General features: G+C 39.8%; 16 protein-coding genes. 3 read left to right on the forward strand and 13 right to left on the reverse strand.

All coding sequences use genetic code 11. The annotated features are described in order from the left end of the window. Nucleotides 1–4 precede the first annotated feature (4 nt). The 10 genes from GVK91_RS10995 to GVK91_RS11040 all read right to left on the reverse strand — a co-directional run bounded on the left by GVK91_RS10995 (nt 5) and on the right by GVK91_RS11040 (nt 11,161). The gene (locus GVK91_RS10995; RefSeq protein ID WP_046675824.1) at nt 5–244 is read right to left on the reverse strand and encodes a hypothetical protein; all 240 of its coding nucleotides are present in this window, start codon (nt 242–244) and stop codon (nt 5–7) included. A gap of 5 nt (nt 245–249) precedes the next feature. Continuing rightward, complete coding sequence (locus tag GVK91_RS11000) at nt 250–1,002, reverse strand: prolipoprotein diacylglyceryl transferase (RefSeq protein WP_153847455.1); 753 nt, start codon at nt 1,000–1,002, stop codon at nt 250–252. A 137-nt stretch (nt 1,003–1,139) separates the two neighbouring features. Further along, on the reverse strand, nt 1,140–2,300 hold the full coding sequence (lysA, locus tag GVK91_RS11005) for a diaminopimelate decarboxylase (protein ID WP_159728703.1): 1,161 nt from the start codon (nt 2,298–2,300) through the stop codon (nt 1,140–1,142). 15 nt (nt 2,301–2,315) lie between these two features. Beyond that, complete coding sequence (locus GVK91_RS11010; protein ID WP_153847454.1) at nt 2,316–3,629, reverse strand: aspartate kinase; 1,314 nt, start codon at nt 3,627–3,629, stop codon at nt 2,316–2,318. Between the two features lie 125 nt (nt 3,630–3,754). Continuing rightward, nucleotides 3,755–4,702, reverse strand: coding sequence for a D-2-hydroxyacid dehydrogenase (locus GVK91_RS11015; protein ID WP_159728705.1), 948 nt, complete (start codon nt 4,700–4,702; stop codon nt 3,755–3,757). Between the two features lie 144 nt (nt 4,703–4,846). Next, nucleotides 4,847–5,917: a 3-phosphoserine/phosphohydroxythreonine transaminase gene (gene serC / locus GVK91_RS11020; RefSeq protein ID WP_153847453.1), complete on the reverse strand. Its 1,071-nt coding sequence runs from the start codon at nt 5,915–5,917 to the stop codon at nt 4,847–4,849. A gap of 186 nt (nt 5,918–6,103) precedes the next feature. Continuing rightward, nucleotides 6,104–6,361 carry a hypothetical protein gene (locus tag GVK91_RS11025; RefSeq protein ID WP_153847452.1) on the reverse strand — a complete coding sequence of 86 codons (258 nt, stop codon included), beginning with the start codon at nt 6,359–6,361 and terminating at the stop codon, nt 6,104–6,106. A 55-nt stretch (nt 6,362–6,416) separates the two neighbouring features. After that, complete coding sequence (gene icd / locus GVK91_RS11030) at nt 6,417–7,679, reverse strand: NADP-dependent isocitrate dehydrogenase (RefSeq protein WP_153847451.1); 1,263 nt, start codon at nt 7,677–7,679, stop codon at nt 6,417–6,419. Between the two features lie 25 nt (nt 7,680–7,704). Next, entirely contained in the window at nt 7,705–9,828 is a 2,124-nt protein-coding gene (locus tag GVK91_RS11035; RefSeq protein WP_153847450.1) for a cation:proton antiporter, read from the reverse strand. Nucleotides 9,829–9,943: 115 nt separating this feature from the next. After that, complete coding sequence (locus tag GVK91_RS11040; RefSeq protein ID WP_159728707.1) at nt 9,944–11,161, reverse strand: ABC transporter permease; 1,218 nt, start codon at nt 11,159–11,161, stop codon at nt 9,944–9,946. Nucleotides 11,162–11,311: 150 nt separating this feature from the next. On the opposite strand from GVK91_RS11040, the gene fmt reads away from it, so the two are divergent. Beyond that, complete coding sequence (gene fmt, locus GVK91_RS11045) at nt 11,312–12,229, forward strand: methionyl-tRNA formyltransferase (RefSeq protein ID WP_153847448.1); 918 nt, start codon at nt 11,312–11,314, stop codon at nt 12,227–12,229. Here fmt and GVK91_RS11050 read toward each other — a convergent pair. Continuing rightward, nucleotides 12,226–12,447, reverse strand: a complete 222-nt coding sequence (locus GVK91_RS11050) for a helix-turn-helix transcriptional regulator (RefSeq protein WP_046675813.1) — start codon at nt 12,445–12,447, stop codon at nt 12,226–12,228. The genes fmt and GVK91_RS11050 overlap by 4 nt on opposite strands. A 390-nt stretch (nt 12,448–12,837) precedes the next feature. Here GVK91_RS11050 and GVK91_RS11055 point away from each other — a divergent pair, with 390 nt between their 5' ends. Then, on the forward strand, nt 12,838–13,698 hold the full coding sequence (locus GVK91_RS11055) for an RNA polymerase sigma factor RpoD/SigA (protein WP_028068906.1): 861 nt from the start codon (nt 12,838–12,840) through the stop codon (nt 13,696–13,698). A 136-nt stretch (nt 13,699–13,834) separates the two neighbouring features. On the opposite strand, the gene GVK91_RS11060 is transcribed toward GVK91_RS11055, so the two are convergent. Then, nucleotides 13,835–16,690: a pitrilysin family protein gene (locus tag GVK91_RS11060; RefSeq protein ID WP_153847447.1), complete on the reverse strand. Its 2,856-nt coding sequence runs from the start codon at nt 16,688–16,690 to the stop codon at nt 13,835–13,837. Nucleotides 16,691–16,938: 248 nt separating this feature from the next. On the opposite strand from GVK91_RS11060, the gene xerD reads away from it, so the two are divergent. Next, nucleotides 16,939–17,841, forward strand: a complete 903-nt coding sequence (xerD, locus tag GVK91_RS11065) for a site-specific tyrosine recombinase XerD (protein WP_159728709.1) — start codon at nt 16,939–16,941, stop codon at nt 17,839–17,841. Here xerD and GVK91_RS11070 read toward each other — a convergent pair whose 3' ends face one another. Next, nucleotides 17,842–19,086 carry an NAD(P)/FAD-dependent oxidoreductase gene (locus GVK91_RS11070; protein WP_159728711.1) on the reverse strand — a complete coding sequence of 415 codons (1,245 nt, stop codon included), beginning with the start codon at nt 19,084–19,086 and terminating at the stop codon, nt 17,842–17,844. Nucleotides 19,087–19,149 lie beyond the last annotated feature (63 nt).

The following is a 19,149-nucleotide window of genomic DNA, read 5'->3' on the forward strand; positions in this document are numbered from 1 at the left end:
ATCTCTAGTTCATAAAGGTAAGTCCACAAGCAAGTCCCCCTGCCAACATTGCTCCAATTCCGCCCAACAATACTTTAAGCCAGGGATTGACATTGAATTTTGATTCTTTATTTCCAGCTTTAATAATCGAGCCGATAATAATAACCAAAAGTGCAATACCGATCACAATAGCACCTATAGTAAGTAGAAAAAGTCCCAACATCGCGGTACTTTCCGATCCAAATGACCCCTCAAGCAAATACATAATTTCTATTTTTTGATTAAACGTTCATTTTTTAATAAATAAATATAATAAATTATCACCACGATGCAGGTAATTTGTATGGTACTTAGCCCCAAAAGTATAATTGCCCGTGGCTTGATAAAGTCCAGCAGGAAACGAAAACTAAAATAACTAAGCATAAAAAGCTGAAACAACACACCATTTCGATAATTGTATCGTCGTTTAAAAAGTTGGAGTCCTACAAATAAGAGCAGTAAAAATGCGATTTCATACAGCGCTACAGGATGCCGTTTATAAGCATCCCCCAGATACATCCCAAATGGAGACGTTGTGGGTAAACCATAGGTCTGCTCGAATACACCCGTATAAAAACAACCTACCCTACCAATGGAAATTGCACTAATCAAGGGAAAGACCATCCGATCACCGGTACTTTCTTTTTTACCCATGATCTTTTTCATCCCTTCCACGGCAACCAGACCTCCCGCCAAACCACCGATTATCGTATTGTTCACCCAAATGTAAGCCCATTTGTGTGTCGCATTGAGCAATTCAGCCGGGCGCTCGAGGGAACCGATGACATGTGAGCCGATTAAAGCCCCTAGGCCGGCAGCAATAACAATAAGAAGGGAATTGGTATGCCCTAAACTTTCCTGATCCTTCCATTTGAGCAACTGATAATAACGCATACCAATAAACATCCCCAATCCTTCCATAAAAGGATGTAAGAGAAATGTTTTTCCAAACAAATCTATCGTAACCGGAAATTCAATCGCCATAAGCATAAACAAGTATACGAAAGACGATCAAAAAAATGATAAACAAAAGTTTCTGCATATAGGACAAAACTATTAAAACCAAAAAGCCAGTCTGAAGAACAGACTGGCTTTTAAATAAATATTTTAAAAACGGGAGCTTATAGCTGATTGCTATACACGAAGCGTATTTCCTCACGTAGGTTATAACACGAGGCCATCACTTCGCCATAAGCACCTGCAGAACGAATGGCAATTAAGTCGCCACGTTTTGAAACCGGAAGTGGCACTTCCTTACCAAAGCAGTCGGACGATTCACAGATTGGCCCAACCACATCGTAGTTAATGGATTCGGCGCTGTCTGTCGCGCTGATATTTTCAATTTTATGATAGGCCTGATACAAGGCCGGGCGCATTAATTCAGTCATTCCAGCATCCAATACCAAGAAATTTTTCTTGACACCATTTTTAACATACAACACGCGGCTAACAAGGCTTCCGCATTGTGCGACCAAAGCCCGCCCCAATTCAAAGTGCACTTCTTGCTGTGCTGTACGCTCCAGGAAGCGGTCGAAAATATCAAAATAGGCTTCAAAATCAGGAATTGTATTTCCATCAGGATTTTTATAATCAATCCCCAATCCGCCACCGACATTCAATACACGGATTTGTGTACCGCGTTCTTCAAACCAGTTTTTCCATTCATTAACCTTCACGCACAGGCTTTTGAATACGGTCATATCCGTAATCTGTGAACCTACGTGAAAATGAAGACCAACCAATTCAATAGATTCACATTTTTTAAGCACGGCTGCACATTTTTCCAAATCGGCATTGGGCACACCAAATTTGTTTTCGTCAAGCCCTGTTGTAATATAATGATGGGTGTGTGCATCCACATTTGGGTTGATCCTTAAGGCCACATTTGCTTTTACACCTTTTTTTGAGGCAAGCTCATTGATGACCTCAAGCTCCTGAATGGATTCCACATTAAAAGCAAAAATATTTTGATCGAGCGCATAATTGATTTCCTTATCAGATTTACCAACTCCCGCAAAAGTGACTTTCTTGGAATCAAAGCCACATTCAATGGCTTTCTTTACCTCATTGCCACTCACACAATCCGCACCAAAGCCGATCTCTTGAATCGCCTTCAATAACTCGTCATTAAAATTGGCCTTTAATGCATAGTGAACATGAAATCCCCGTTTGTGGGACGCAGCATGCGCAGCCTCCAGGGTCTTGTTTAACACATTCAGATCATAATAATAAAACGGCGTTTCTTTCTCTGCAAACTTCGCCGCGATACCTGTATTTATCATATAAAAACCTACTTCTTAAAATAAACGATTGTGCAATGAACGTAATGCTTCTGTTTTATGATCTGAATTCAATAGAATCGACACGTTAAAGTCTGAACCACCGTAAGAAATCATACGAACTGGAAGGTGTTTTACAGCGTCAAGTACGCGAGCAGCATAACCGTGGCTATTCAAACCGAAATCGCCTACAACGCATACAATGGTCTGATCACCATCTACTGTTACAGAACCAAAATCCTCCACTTCTTTGATAATATCAGCCAAATTGGTTGTATCATCAATGGTCAACGATACCGCCACTTCCGAAGTTGTGATCATATCGATTGGTGTTTTATAACGCTCGAATATTTCAAAAACACGACGTAGGAAACCATAGGCAAGTAGCATACGCGATGAATGGATGTGAATTGCCGTGATACCGTCTTTCGCGGCAATGGCGCGAATACAACCTTTCTGAGCACCGTCCTTACTGATCAAAGTCCCTTTTGCATTGGGTTCCATCGTGTTCAATAACCGAACTGGAACGTTATATTTTTGCGCTGGGAATACCGATTGTGGATGTAAAATTTTAGCACCAAAATAAGCCAGCTCCGCAGCTTCATCGAAGCTTAGATGTGCAATCGGTGTCGTTCCTTTGACAACACGAGGATCATTATTGTGCATCCCATCGATGTCCGTCCAGATCTGAACTTCCTCGGCACGGATTGCTGCGCCGATCAATGAAGCCGTATAATCTGAACCGCCACGGCGCAAATTATCGATTTCACCAAATGAATTTCGGCAAATAAAACCTTGTGTGATAAATAACGTATTTTCTGGGCTCTGTGCCAAAATACGACTTAGTTTTTCGCCAATGTATTCCACCATAGGCTCATTATCTTCATCAATTTTCATAAAATCCAGGGCTGGTAACAACGCGGATTTTATACCGATTTCATTCAAATAGAAATGCCATAAAGCAGTAGACATCAATTCACCTTGCGCCAAAATAACTTTTTCTTCAATAGGTGTAAATAACTCATTGGCTAAGGTAGAAATCAGATTAAAATGGTAATCGATCAATTCTTTACCATTTTTATATCCTTGTTCAGTGCTGAAAAGTTCTTTAATGAGGTCTTCGTACTTATCCTTATGCTTCTTGACCAAATCTTTAGCTTCGTCCTTCTTACCTCCTGTGTAAGCTTGACCTATTTCAACCAAAGCATTTGTCGTTCCAGCAACCGCGGACAATACGACGATCTGACGTTCAGCAGGGTTTACAATATCCAACAACCCTTTGATACGTGCTGCACTCCCCACGGAAGTACCACCAAATTTTAAAACTTTCATACTGAAGTTACAATTATTAAATTTCTGTGTGCCAATATAGGCAATTCATGAATTTATATTAAAAAAAATGCGGCACAAAATCATGAAAGTTTTGTGCCGCATATCTTAGATGTTATGCGGAAGAATTACTTCTTCAAGTTTTCGATCAGTAGACCGGCCAATTCTTCGCCGATTCTTTCTTGAGCTTCATTGGTTGCCGCTCCAATATGTGGCGTCAACGAAATTTTTGGATGTTTTAAGATCTCCTCGCGTGGAGTAGGTTCATTATCGAATACATCTAAACCGGCGAATGCAACTTTACCCGAATCCAATGCTTTCACTAATTCCAATTCATCAATAACACCACCTCTCGAGGCATTAACTAAGCCAACACCATCTTTCAATAATGGGAACTCTGCAGCTCCGATAGCTGGTTTATCCAAAAATGGAACGTGTAAAGAGATAAAATCTGAAACTTTAAATAAGTTGTCCATCTCCACTTGTTGAATAGGTACCTCAACTTGTATACCACCTGAAAGTGTTATGGTTAATGTTTTTGGTCCTTCGAACAAATCCGTGTAAACCACATCCATCCCCAGACCAATGGCGATTTTGGCAACTTCGCGACCGATACGACCAAATCCAACGATACCGATAGTTTTACCACGAAGCTCAGTACCAGCTCCATAAGCTTTTTTAAGGGCGCCAAATTTTGTATTGCCCTCAACAGGCATTTTTCTATTTGAATCGTATAAGAAACGTACACCATTCAATAGGTGAGCAAAAACCAGCTCAGCAACTGATAAAGAAGATGCCGCAGGAGTATTGACAACAGCAATCCCTTTTGAACGGGCATAGTCTACATCAATATTATCCATGCCTACTCCACCACGGCCGATAACTTTCAAGTTAGGGCAGCCATCAATCAGGGCCTGACGTACTTTAGTTGCACTACGTACCGTGATTGCATCATAAGCAAGGAGTTTTTCTAGCAGCTCTTCTTGTGGAATATGAGTTGTATCTACACTATGACCTGCATCTTCCAGCATTTTCTTTCCTAGTGGATCGATACCGTCATTCGCTAATATTTTCATCTTTATAATTCGTTTTTAAAGGTATCAGTGCCGTTCAACTCATCGGAAGATCCAACCAGGTGAATACAATACGACCTCTATAATTCTTAATCTAACTAATTATCTGTTTGTCAACTACTAAATTTCAGCAACATGCACAGTCCCTTAGGCCGTATGCGTGTCCTCAAATTCTTTCATTGCATCAATCAACGCATTTACGCTGCTTAATGGTAAAGCATTGTAAATCGAAGCTCTAAATCCACCTACAGAACGGTGACCTTTGATTCCGATCAAATTACGCTCTTTTGCCAAAGCCAAAAATTCAGCTTCCAACTCTGGTGTATCCATTACAAAAGTAACATTCATGCGTGAACGATCTTCAACAGCTGCAGTACCTTTGAACAATGGGTTGCGGTCGATTTCATCGTATAAAGCACGTGCTTTGATGATATTCTCTTGCTCCAATACAGAAACACCGCCCTTTGCTTTTAACCAACGAAGGTTTAACATCGATACAAAGATCGAATATACCGGTGGAGTATTGTACATTGAACCACCATTGATATGCAATTGATAATCCAACATCGACGGAAGAACACGTCCTGATTTACCTAAGATGTCATCTTTAACAATCACGAGTGTAACACCTGCAGGGCCCATATTTTTTTGAGCACCAGCATAGATCAAATCATAGTCAGCAACATTGATCTCACGTGAGAAAATATCAGAAGACATATCAACAACTACTGGCAACGCCGTTTCAGGCTTATCAAAAACCTCAGTACCGTAAATGGTATTGTTAGCTGTATAATGAAAATATGCAGCATCTGTTGGGATGGCATATCCCTTAGGGATGTAGGAATAATTTTTATCAATCGACGAAGCTACAACATCTACTGTACCGAATTTTTTAGCTTCTTTTAATGCTTTTGTAGCCCAGACACCAGTATCCAAATAAGCAGCCTTACCTCCTTCAGGTAAAAGATTCAACGGCGCCATTGCAAATTGCAAACTAGCCCCTCCTTGAAGGAAAAGAATCGAATATCCCTGAGGTACTGACAATAACTCGCGTACTAATTGTGTGGCCTCATCTATCACTGCTTCAAACTCTTTGGAACGGTGAGAGATCTCTAAAATTGATAAACCGGTGTTGTTAAAATCAATTACAGCTTCTGAGGCTTGTTGAAATACTTCCTTTGGCAGAATACATGGACCTGCTCCAAAATTATGTTTCATTGATGTTATAGTTTGTTTGATTGCTATTCTTTAACCCTAGCTAAGCAATCCGTTGTTTAAAAACCAAAGGTAAAATAAAATTATATATTTTTCAACTAATCTGTTTTTTTATTGAAAATTTATAAAATTCTAAATGATTTCAATAAAAAGATCGCACAACAAACACCTAGTTCAATGCAAAAAACATCAAATAAGCAGCACTTTCCACGCCATATCTATCTGATTATCTTGTAAATACTCCTTAGCTTTAAGTTGAAGATGGGTATTACGGGCGGATTGATCGCCAATAAAGGCATTTAGCAATTCGTAAATTTCAGGGAGACTAGTTATATCATCTACCTCATGTGGAGTGGGTAAACGTTCGATCTGAGCCAACTTAATTTTCTCGTTTTCCGTAAAAATATTCGATTCCCTTATAAAAAGAGGAAGCTGATTGTAATCCATAAAAAAGCAGAAATTTTATTCAAATTTCTGCTTAATATCTCAGAAAATAAAATTCTTATATTTTTTCGATAATTCGATCGGCAAATTCACTTGTTTTGACTAATGTAGCATCATCCATCAAATTGTAAAAATCTACGGTCACGGTCTTGGCAATTATGGTTTCGCCCAAGGCCTTAACAATTGCCGCCGCAGCTTCCGTCCATCCAAGGTATTCGAGTAGCATAACACCGCTTAAAATAACCGACGAAGGATTCATGGTATTGGTATTTGCAAAACGAGGTGCTGTACCGTGAGTAGCTTCAAAAACAGCATGCCCTGTTTTAAAATTGATATTAGCTCCCGGTGCGATCCCTATACCGCCAACCATTGCGGCCAGCGCATCAGAAATATAATCACCGTTCAGATTTAAAGTTGCCACAACAGAAAAATCCCGTGGATTAAGTAAGATCTGCTGTAAAAAATTGTCGGCAATAATATCTTTAATCAAAATTTTACCTGAATCCAAGGCCGCCTTTTGTTCCTGGTTGGCAACCTCCGCACCTTTTTCTGCTTTCGTTCGCTCCCATTGTCCCCAGGTATACGTTTTGTCAGCAAATTCCGTTTCAGCAACCTCATACCCCCAAATCTTAAAAGCACCCTCCGTAAATTTCATGATATTTCCTTTGTGAACAATCGTCACTGAAGGTAAATTGTGATGAATAGCATGTTCTATTGCCGCACGGACCAGTCTTTTCGACCCTTCCTCAGAAACCAGCTTGACACCGACTCCTGTCGTGGCCGAGAAATTATAATCAATATTAAGCTCGTCATGCAAGAAATCCTGAAACCTGTTGGCTTCAACTGTTCCCGCCTGAAACTCTATTCCAGCATAAATATCCTCCGTATTTTCACGAAAAATCACCATATCCACATATTCCGGATGTTTGACTGGTGAAGGTACGCCCACAAACCATTTTGTCGGCCTTTGACATACATAGAGATCCAAATCCTTACGCAAAGCAACATTCAAAGAACGGATTCCGCCGCCTACTGGCGTGGTTAGTGGCCCTTTAATTCCAACAAGGTATTCTTTTAGTACATTTAGGGTATCTTTTGGTAGCCATTCGCCTGTTTCGTTAAAAGCTTTTTCACCTGCCAGCACCTCCTTCCATGTTATTTTCCGTTTTCCATCATACGCTTTCTCCACCGCTTGATCAAAAACACGCACTGCCGCATGCCAAAGATCAGGACCAATACCGTCGCCGATAATAAAAGGAATTGTTGGAAAATCTGGAACCTGTAAAGTTCCTTCACTTGACATTGTAATCTTATTTGACATAACCTTCAATTTTAACGGACAATTACTATCCCTTATTAAACATATTTCCGATCTCTTTGCTAATTTTTCTAAAGATTGGAGCTGCTTCGACATCTTCATACTCATCGATGTGTGCATTTTCCACTCTACTAGGAAACACTAAAACAAGATTTTCGTTTGCATAAATACGATCTAATTTCTTTGCTACCCCATCCAGAGAATCACGATAGGAAACTTCTCCATTTCTGGCCGAAACAAAAATAAACATCGCATCTTCTTCCTTAAACGCTTTAAGGCCCTGCAAATTGTCCCAGGCATCGTAATGTTCAAAGGTAACAGGAACAGAATTTTTCAGCTCAACAAGATGTTCTTTAATGGCGGCAGCAGAGCGTTCATCGACAACAAATGTTACTGGAACAGATAGCTCCTGCGCCAGTTTAACAACCTTCTCCAGCCAATACTCGAACCCAAATTCTGCCTCGCACATGGGTGGTGCAAAAACGACAATGGATTTATTAGAAATAAAAGGTTTTTTAAAATGACATAACATCACATTAGCCGAGGTTCTGTTTAAGATACTTTCCGTTTTTTCTCCAACAAACTTATCCATAAAATTGGCCGCACTCGGCCAGCCCAAAACAATACAATTGGCAGAAACTTCTTTTGCCGACCGTGCAACCCCGCTAGCAATGTTTAAATCTATTGTAGCACTGATATTAACATTTGTTTCACTACCCGAAGCATACCTGACCATGTTATCCAGGTTCTTCCGTGCTTTTGACATGTTTAATTGAGCCTGCTCATTATCCTTCACAACGGACACGATATTGACTGGATAGGAACATTTCTTACTTTTAATATAGGTTGAAAAATCCAAAATAGGCTCCATATTATCCATGTTAGCGATAGATATCAAGATGTTTTCATCTTTTTCCTTCACCACATCTGTATGTTCTTCGTCCTGTTCACCATCCATAACCACTTTACGCGAGGCATTTCCGGTAACCACTGTAGCGACAATACAGGTAACCAAAATCAACAGAATCGTACCATTAAGCACATTCTCATCGATAATACCGTTCTTATGTCCAACCATGATTACAGCTAGTGTTGCAGCAGCATGAGCACTACTTAAACCAAATATCAGATTGCGCTGACCACGGCTATATTTAAAAACGAGCTGCGTCAACCATGCGGCCACATATTTACCGACGATAGCCACAACGGTCAGTGTTCCAGCAATAATAAGTGCCTGCGGCCCCTTCAAAATCACGCTGACATCGACAATCATCCCCACAGATATCAAGAAGAAAGGAATAAAAATCGCATTGCCGATAAACTCAATTCGGTTCATCAAAGCGGAAGAGTGTGGTATCAGTTTGTTGAGGGCTAGACCGGCAACGAAAGCCCCAATAATAGGCTCAAGGCCGGCAATTTCCGCTAAAAATGCAGCAAAAAATACGACAGAGAGCACGAAGATATAATTGGACGTCTTCTCACTCCCCAAGCGTTCAAAAAACCATTTTGCAATCCTTGGAATAACACCAAACATGATAAACAGGAAAATAGCAAAGGAAATCGTCAGGGTAATCCAAAATTCATTGCCAATATTTCCCTGGGAAACGCCGGTAATCACCGCAAGAATAATCAGCACGGCCGTATCCGTCAGGATTGTTCCACCTATCGTGATCGCAACAGCCTCCATTTTAGAAATACCATAGCTATTTACGATGGGATAAGAAACCAACGTATGGGTAGCAAACATGCTTGATATCAACAAACTCGGTAAAACGCCGTAGCCCAGTAAAAAATGACAAACAGGATAGCCAATACTGATCGGAACAATAAATGTTAAAAAGCCAAAAAGTAAACTCTTATTCTTGGTCTTTTTAAACTCATTCATATCTAACTCCAAACCGGCAATAAACATGATATAGAGCAGGCCTATTGTTGAAAACAGTGTGATAGCCGAGTTTTTTTCCAACCAGTTGAGTCCATGTGGTCCAATAATAACACCAGATATAATCAATCCAATAATACCCGGAACCTTTATCGGTCGCAGTACGATCGGTGATAACAGGATAATAAAAAGTACCAGCGAAAATATAAGTACAGGATTTTGTAAAGGCGCTTCGAAAGCGTGGGAAATATGCTCAAAAGTTTTATTCATAAGTGCTTGTATACTAGCCGTAATATGTATATACTTATTTTTCTATACAGCTCGAAAAATAGTTAACAGCACTAAAAATACGATTTTTTCAAGAAAGCGAAGCCTAAAAGTAGTGTTACTTAAAAGAAATGGCTTTGATCGGACTAATCTTGGTAATTAGCATTGACGGAATAAATAATGAGATCATTCCGATAAACACGACAGCCAAATTGACCAAAATCACATCAGACCATTGAAGTTGAACGGCCACATAGGAGATATAGTAGGTCTTCTCATCCAATTTAAAGAAATGGGTAAAATCTTGAAAAAAGTAAAAACCTAAGCCAATAAGATTACCGATTAATAATCCCAGACCGATGAGGTACAGGGCACTGTACATGAAGACGCGGCGAATCCCGGCATTGTGATACCCCAACGCCTTTAAGATACCGATCATTGAAGTCCGCTCAAGAATGGTGATCAGCAAGGCGGAGATCATATTGATAATAGCAACGACCGTCATCAGTATGAAAATGATTTTGGTGTTCATGTCAAGCAATTCCAGCCACTGAAAAATATCAGGGACCTGATCCTTGATATTGATTGCCTGCATATCGATAGGCAACAGATCTTCAACCTTGTTCGTTGTCTGTTCGAGCTGACTAAAATCTTTAATCCGAATCTCATAGCCCCCTACTTCATGATCATCGAGGTTACTCAGTTTACGAATGACATTGAGAGACCCGATCACATAGACCTTATCTAATTCTTCGGAGCCTGTATTAAAAATGCCCTTAATGACAAATTTACGTTTACGTATAGGATCCTGCACGAAATACATAATAAAATCGTCACCGACTTTTAGGAGCAGTCGATCTGCGAGATACTTGGACACCAAAATCTGATTATCCGCATTATCCGATTTAAAGTCTATCATGCTCCCTTCCACCAGCATACGCTGAAAGGGCTGCTGATTATACAAGGAATCGATACCTTTGAGAACCACTCCTTCAACTTCATTGTTGACATTAATAATCCCGGCCTTGGTCGCAAAGGAACTGATTGAGTTGACTTGGGGAATCGCCAATATGGACTTACGAACCTCCGGTGTAAGTGTTATGGGTGAATTTTCGTAAGACTTATTCAGGTCGTAACGTAAAACCAATACATCGGCAAAAAAGCTCCGTTGCTTACTGATAATCTCTCCCTTAAATCCGCGCAATACCGCAATAGATATGATAATCGCTGCAATAGCAAGAGCAATTGCACCAATAGTCACCCGAACGATCAATTTTGAGAACGTTCTTTTTCCAGAAAATGCGATCCGATTTGCTAAAAAATAAGGAAAATTCAAGCTTTCAATATATTTATGTAACTTCGCAAAGTTATAAAAATTTGTTATTTACAAAACTGAAATGACAAATAATTAGGCGTTTTTCAGTAGGCTATTCAACGAGGAGGCCCCTGTACTGGTTTAAAGGGTTTTATAAAAATTACAAGTATTATGCGTATTATTTTCATGGGTACTCCCGATTTTGCTGTAGCTTCACTTGAAGCACTGATTCAGTCTGGCGAACAAGTTGTCGCTGTGGTTACGGTACCGGACAAACCCGCAGGACGTGGACAAAAAATACATGAATCTGCTGTGAAAATATTTGCTACGCAACATAACATCCCAGTTCTTCAACCAGTGAAACTCCGTGATGAGGCATTTTTAGATGAACTGAAAAGTTTTCAGGCGGACCTACAGGTTGTGGTAGCATTCCGCATGCTTCCTGAGATCGTCTGGAATATGCCTAAATTTGGAACAATCAATGTCCACGCCTCACTCCTTCCACAGTACCGGGGTGCAGCACCGATAAATCATGCAATCATCAATGGAGAGAAAGAATCGGGCGTAACGACATTTTTACTACAGCACGAAATCGATACAGGAAACATCTTATTTTCGAAAAAAGTTGCTATCAAAGAAACAGACAACGCCGGTGATCTTCACGATAACCTCATGGTGGCCGGAGCAGAAACTCTCCTGCAAACCATCCAGCAATTAAAGGATGGAACCTTGCAGCCCAAACCTCAGGAAGTCCTTCTCACAACGGAGCCGCTCAAACATGCTCCAAAAATTTTCAAAGAAGACTGTAAAATAAACTGGGATCAGCCCACTGCGCAAGTGTATAACTTCATTCGCGGTTTAAGCCCCTATCCAGCGGCATTTACCCTCTTAAATGATAAGGTCCTAAAAATCTATAGCACAGAAAAAGAACTTGTCAATACAGCTACAATACCGGGAACCATAGAAACTGACAAGAAAAGTTTCTTAAAAATTGCGGCGCAAGACGGCTATATTGTCATTTCTGACCTTCAACTCGAAGGGAAGAAAAGAATGAATGTAGTCGATTTTTTAAAAGGTTATCGATTTTAGCCTTTTTCATCACCACCATCATAATATTGCAGCAGATCACCAGGCTGACAGTCTAGCGCTTTGCATATCGCTTCAAGGGTGTCTAATCGCAATGCCTTCGCCTTTTGATTCTTGATGATTGAAAGATTGGAAAGGGTAATTCCGACATTGTCACTCAATTGGTTAAGCGACATTTTTTTCTCTTTCATTATTTTATCCAAGTGAATTAAGATTGGCATAATATAATTTTTATTCTTTTAAATTTATTTAATGTCACTAATAAAACAAAAGATCCATCTTTTTGTTTTATCATAAAATTATCATTTTAAAATAAATTTGAGGAATGCATATTGCATAATAAATCAGCTACTACCGAGTTAAATTGTCTAGAATAAGAAAAAAAATTTAAACCCTTTAGCACTTTAAATATCAAACAGTTGAATATTACAGCAACAGATAAGAAGAAAAAAAATATTAAAATGGAATAGTTTTTGATGATTAAAAATTGAAACTCAAAAAAACCTAACTCATTAAATATGAGTGGCTAGATAATCAATTTTCCATTAATAATTCAAAAATTTTTCGTATTTTCGCAAACATTTCTTAGAGAGGAGAATTAATAAAAATTAATGAGACAGCTCAAAATTACACAATCTATCACCAATCGTGAGTCACAGTCTTTGGACAAATACTTACACGAAATTGGTAAAGTAGACTTAATTACAGCAGAAGAAGAAGTAGAATTAGCACAGCGTATCCGCGAAGGCGATCAAGTTGCCTTGGAAAAATTGACTAAAACCAACCTTCGTTTCGTAGTATCAGTAGCAAAACAATATCAAAATCAAGGTTTAACCTTAGGTGATTTAATCAATGAAGGTAACCTGGGCTTAATTAAAGCAGCTAAACGTTTTGACGAGACAAAGGGGTTTAAATTCATTTCTTATGCCGTTTGGTGGATTCGCCAATCTATTCTTCAAGCAATTGCTGAACAATCGCGTATCGTACGTCTGCCATTGAACCAAGTCGGTTCATTGAGCAAAATCAGTAAGGCTTTCTCAAAACTAGAACAAGAATACGAACGGGAACCATCTCCAGAAGAATTGGCGGATATCCTTGAAACCACAGTAGACAAGGTTTCGGATACCCTAAGCAACTCTGGCCGTCACGTATCTATGGACGCTCCCTTTGTTCAAGGTGAAGAAAACACACTTTTGGACGTTTTGGAGAACCATGATCCAGACACAGACAGTTCTTTGATTGATGAATCTCTATCGGAAGAAATCAAACGATCTTTGGCAACATTGACAGAAAGAGAACGTGAAATTATCGTACTTTTCTTTGGCTTAGGTTCCAATCACCAATTGTCGTTAGAGGAAATCGGAGAGAAATTCAATTTGACACGTGAACGTGTTCGTCAGATCAAAGATAAAGCTCTTCAGCGTTTGAGACACACTTCAAGAAGCAAAATCTTAAAATCCTATTTGGGTTAACAAGAGATACTTATTAGACATTTTGGCAATCCCAATCAGAAATGGTTGGGATTTTTTTTGTCCATAATTTTTTGTCCAATAGAAAAAGGGTTGCCTACTGAGCAGGCAACCCTTTTTCTATTTTCCAAGACTCCTGTTATTTAGAATCCGGCATCAAGATAAATTCAAAAAGTCGATCTCTTTTCAAATATTTCCCGGCAACGTCCTGCACCGACTTTGAAGTTACCTTCTTCAAATTGTCTATTCTTCGTGTATATCGCGTAAGATCAAGATCATTCTGATATGAACTTGATATGTAATTCAGCCAATAGCCATTTTCACGAAGATTTAACTCATTTTGTCGCTGTTGTTCTGCTAGGAACTTCTCAATATCTCCATTTTCGGGGCCCTGTTCCTGAATCTTTTTTACCTCATCCAATGCTGAAGCGATTAAAGCATCAGCCTTATCTACTGCGGAACCAAAACCAATGGAGAAAGCATAACGCGCTTTTGGCAGCTTACTAAAACTAGCCCGAGCACCCACTCCATAAACACCACCTTCTTTTTCACGGAGTCTTTCAAGCAATTTGATCGTCAAAACACTCTCCAAGGCTTCCATATTAACATTTTCAGTTTCATTATAGGTATAGTCCCCATAGTAGGCCAATTGCGTACTTGCCTTTTCTTCTTTTCCCTTATGAACAACCACGCGCTCTCCCTTGCTCGGCTCCAGAATATTTAAATCCTTATAGCTCTCCCCTCTTTTAAGGGCCGGCAATGAGGCAAGATAGGTTTCTAAATAAGGCTTGATCTGATTCTCGTCAAATGAACCCACAATTGTAAACACAAAATCCGAAGCATCCGCAAATCGTTCTTTGTAAATTGCCAAAGCACGCTCCCGATCAATTTTATTGATCGTTTCTACTGTTGGGTTTTGCCGACGGACATTGTTGCCATAAAGCACTTCTTTCACTTTATCCGAGAATACATTATTTGGATTGCTCAATCTATTTTCCAAAGATCCTTTTGCCCGGGTCATGGTACTCTGGAAAATATCCTCGTCCAATCGAGGTTCCGTAAAATAACCATAAATCAATTCAAAAGCATTCTTCAATCCTTCTTTATCTGTGCTACCTGAGATACCTTCGTAACGTTCAGAAATGTACGGAGAGATGGAAACATCTTTTCCCGAAAGATACTTCGTAAGCTCAACGTTGTTCATTTGTCCAACGCCGCTTGCATCAATTAAAGAGGATGCATTGGAGGCCGAAAAGTAATCTGCATCGTTATAGCCTGATGTTCCACCTGGACTATACGCCATAATCTGTATCTCATCATTTTTAAAGTCCGTAGGCTTTAAGATCACTTTAACGCCATTGCTTAAGGTCAATTCTTTCGCTTGAACGGCGTCAATATTTCTTGACGATACAACAGCGCCTTTCACCGGTTCTTTTGAAAGCAAGGGAAGATTGGAAACTTTATCTTCATAAGCTGTCACAGGAGTCTCTTCAACTGCTTTTACCCAGCTCATTACGGTAGACTCAGCCGGTAAACTGGCCTTATCCTTCTCTGGCCCCATAACCAGAACATCGCGGTTCAGATCAGTATAATATTTTTTTACCAAGCCATTTACTTCTGACAGCTTCAACGTTGGTAACAGCTGTTTAGTCAAACGATAAGCGTTTTCATTACTTAAAGCTGGTTCATCATCAATAAAATAATTTAGATAACGATTGACGTAACTATCCGATTTCTTTTTATCACGTTCGATAAAAGACATCTCGTTACCTTTTTTCATATCTGCGATGGCACGATCCAACTCCGTCTGTGTAAAACCGTATTTTTGAATGCGCTCAAATTCTGTTAGCATCGCTTTAAATCCGGATTCTAACTCGCCCGGTTTTGGGACCACCAGCAATGAAAAAGTATTGAGGTTAGCAACAAAATCGCTGATACTTCCACCTGCCTGCATAAAAGGAGGGTTCGGTTGCTGCATCAATTCAGAAAAACGACCTGCGATCATCTGATTGAAAACACTCTTCAACAGCTCGTTTCTGTAATCTCCTACGGTGGAAACTTTTTCTTTTTCACTTTTGATCAAAATCTGCGCGACGGTATAAGGCAGTTCCGGATCTGAAATTGCCAAGAACTGGTTCTTGTTTAACAAATCAACACGATATTTTTTACGCTCCAATGCTTTTTTGGGCATTTTCATATCGGAAAACAAAACTTTCACCCTTTCTTCCATTTCCTTAGGATCAATATCCCCAACGATGATTAGAGCCTGTAAATCTGGGCGATACCAGTCCTGGTGGAATTTGCGTATTTCTGTATAAGGAAATGTCTTCAGTATCTGTTCAGTTCCGATAGGCAAACGTTTGGAGTAAAGGGAGCCATTGAGCAACATCGGAAAGTATTGATCCTGTAAACGCTGCTGTACTCCTCTTCCACCACGTTTTTCTTCGAGGATAACGCCCCGCTCTTTATCAATTTCTTCGCCATCCAACAAAGCATCCTGAGCCCAGTCGCGCATCACCTGCAAACCATTTTTTAAAAGTTCAGGATCGTCAGAAGGAATTGGTAGCTGATAAACTGTCTGATCGAAGCTGGTATAGGCATTGAGATCCGAGCCAAATCGAACGCCCGCTTTCTGGAGATAGTTAACCAATTCATTCTTTGGAAAATGCTTCAGGCCATTGAAGTTCATATGCTCTAAAAAATGTGCCAAACCAAGCTGTTTTTCATTTTCCAGAATAGAGCCGGCCTTCATGCCCAAATACATGGTAACACGACCTTTAGGCTCGCTATTTTTACGAATGAAGTATGTAAATCCATTTTTCAGCTTCCCCGTGATGACTTCGTTGTCCAAGGGTAATTTTTGATTCAGGGCCAAACTATCTTGGGATAGAATCGCTCGTGCTTCCGCGGTTAACGTGGTTGGCTTTTTTGCTTCTGCTATATAGAATGTAGCCGGTAACAGAAAAGCTAATGCGAGTGGTTTAATGAATTTCATACAAAAAAATATCTTTTTTTTAGTCAGTTATTTTTGCTAATTGTTTTATATTAGGGTAAACGGAACTGGAGATCAATTGTCCCGATAAATAGTAAAATACAGATCAATACTTTTTTCATTATCCAAGGAGGAATCGGGTACCTCCATTAGGGAACATCTCTTTGTGTTACTTATAATCTGTAAAATTTCACCTAAAAATACAGAATAACTTTCGAAAAGAACAACAGTTAATTGTAATTTTGTTGCAAATGGATTTTGAAAACTGGAGTGATATAAAAAAGGAATTCGAACAATTCTTAAAGTTCGAAAGAGGCTTGAGCATTAATTCAATTGATGCTTACTTAAATGATGTATCCAAATTTCAGATCTACTGTGAAGACAATCATTTGGTTTTAAATACCGTAACGAGAAAGAATATACAGGAGTTTTTGGCTTGGTTGCAGGAATTTAATATTTCGCCCTTCACACAATCCAGGTTGATATCTGGCCTTAAGACTTTCTTTAGCTTTTTGATGATCGAGCATGAATTCGTCAACAATCCGACCGATCTCCTTCAGGCGCCACGCTTGGCACGCAAGCTGCCCAGCGTTTTGAGCATACATGAAATCGATCAATTAATCTCGGCAATCGATCTTTCTTCACCCGAAGGTGAACGTAATAAAACGATCATCGAAATCTTATACGGATGTGGTCTCCGTGTTTCCGAACTTGTCACCCTCAAAATATCAAACCTTTTTTTAGATGTAGAATTTATCAAAGTTGAGGGCAAGGGAAGCAAAGAACGCCTAATTCCAATTGGCCAACACGCCATTAAACACCTTCGCATCTACTTAGAAACGGTCAGACCACATATCAAGATTAAGGGCGGAAATGAAGATATTGTATTCCTAAACAGAAGAGGCGCCGCATTATCGCGGGTTATGATCTTCTTGATCATTAAGGAACTTGCCTCAAAAATCGGCTTACAAAAAACCATCAGCCCACATACCTTTAGACATAGCTTTGCATCACACCTGGTGGAAGGTGGTGCCGACTTAAGAGCTGTACAAGATATGCTCGGTCATGAAAGTATTACCACGACCGAAATATACACACACATCGATAGGGACTACCTTCATTCCATTATTACACAATATCACCCCAGATCTTAACTATATCGATTTTTCCTGCTTGGACATTCGGATAAGATGCGCCAAATTTTTCACCACACGATCGTGTTTCAAAACGAATGGATTGTTTTTATCCCACACGTATCCCGCTAATATTGCACAAATGCTACGTTTCACCTCCGGGTTTTCGGGTTGATGATAAAATAACTCCTGCAGATTGCCTGTATACCATTCCTGTATATATGTTGTAAAAACTGCAATCCCATCTTTCATATAGTCTTCAAATTCTGACTGCCAATCCACTGTTTCACCCTCGATCTGCCTTAAAGCTAACTTCGCTGCCAAAATACCAGATTCTGTAGCGAAACACACACCGGAAGAAAAAACAGGGTCCAGGAATTCGGAACTATTACCGGTCAGGGCATACCCTTGCCCATACATTTTGCTCACCGCTGTAGAATAATTACTCAATTTACGGGGTTCAAAAATAAAAGGGATATCACCAAACCGCTTGACATAGTAATCGGACAGCTGAATAGCCTTATTTAGCGCTGTAGTGGTATCTTCGCCCAGGTTTTCGATGAACGAAGTTGGCCCCACAATTCCAACAGAAGTATTGCCATTGGAAAATGGAATTACCCACAACCAAACCTGCGTTTCCAATATATCAAAAGAAATCAGACTACCTTCTTGCCCTAGCGGTCGATTAACGTCATTGACATGGCTGAATATCGCCGAATGAGGGCTTAAACGTGAGGGTTGGTCCAAATTTAGCATGCGAGGCAAAACGCGACCATAACCTGAACAATCGATCAGAAAGTTTGCCTCTACTTTTGTTTCAACACCTTGGCTATCGCATACCGTAGTGATCGATTTTGCACTATCAAATTGTACGTCAGTTACTTCTGTACCGAAGGAAAGATCTACCCCTTTACGCATAAGCTCATTCGCCATTTCCTGATCAAAATCAGCTCTCGGAATCTGCCAGGTCCAATCCCAACCTTCGGAAAATTTATCTGAAAAATCGAAAATACAGACTTCTTTCCCGCGTATAAACCGCGCTCCAAATTTCTTTTCGAAACCTTGTGCATCCAACGCATCAAACAGCCCGGCTTCATCAAAATGATCCATCACGCGCGGTATCAGACTCTCTCCTACCACGATTCTCGGAAACTGGCTTTTTTCGACAACCTTTACCCTTGCCCCCTGTTTTTGTAAATACCCAGCAGCAACCGAACCGGAAGGTCCCGCCCCGATGATCAAAATGTCAACCTGTTCAACGTTCATTATACGCTTTGATTAAAAGAAAAAAATATTAATTTCGTGCCTGATTAATAATTGCCAAATCTA

It is taken from the genome of Sphingobacterium sp. 18053 (genome assembly GCF_902706145.1).
GTDB lineage: Bacteria > Bacteroidota > Bacteroidia > Sphingobacteriales > Sphingobacteriaceae > Sphingobacterium > Sphingobacterium paramultivorum.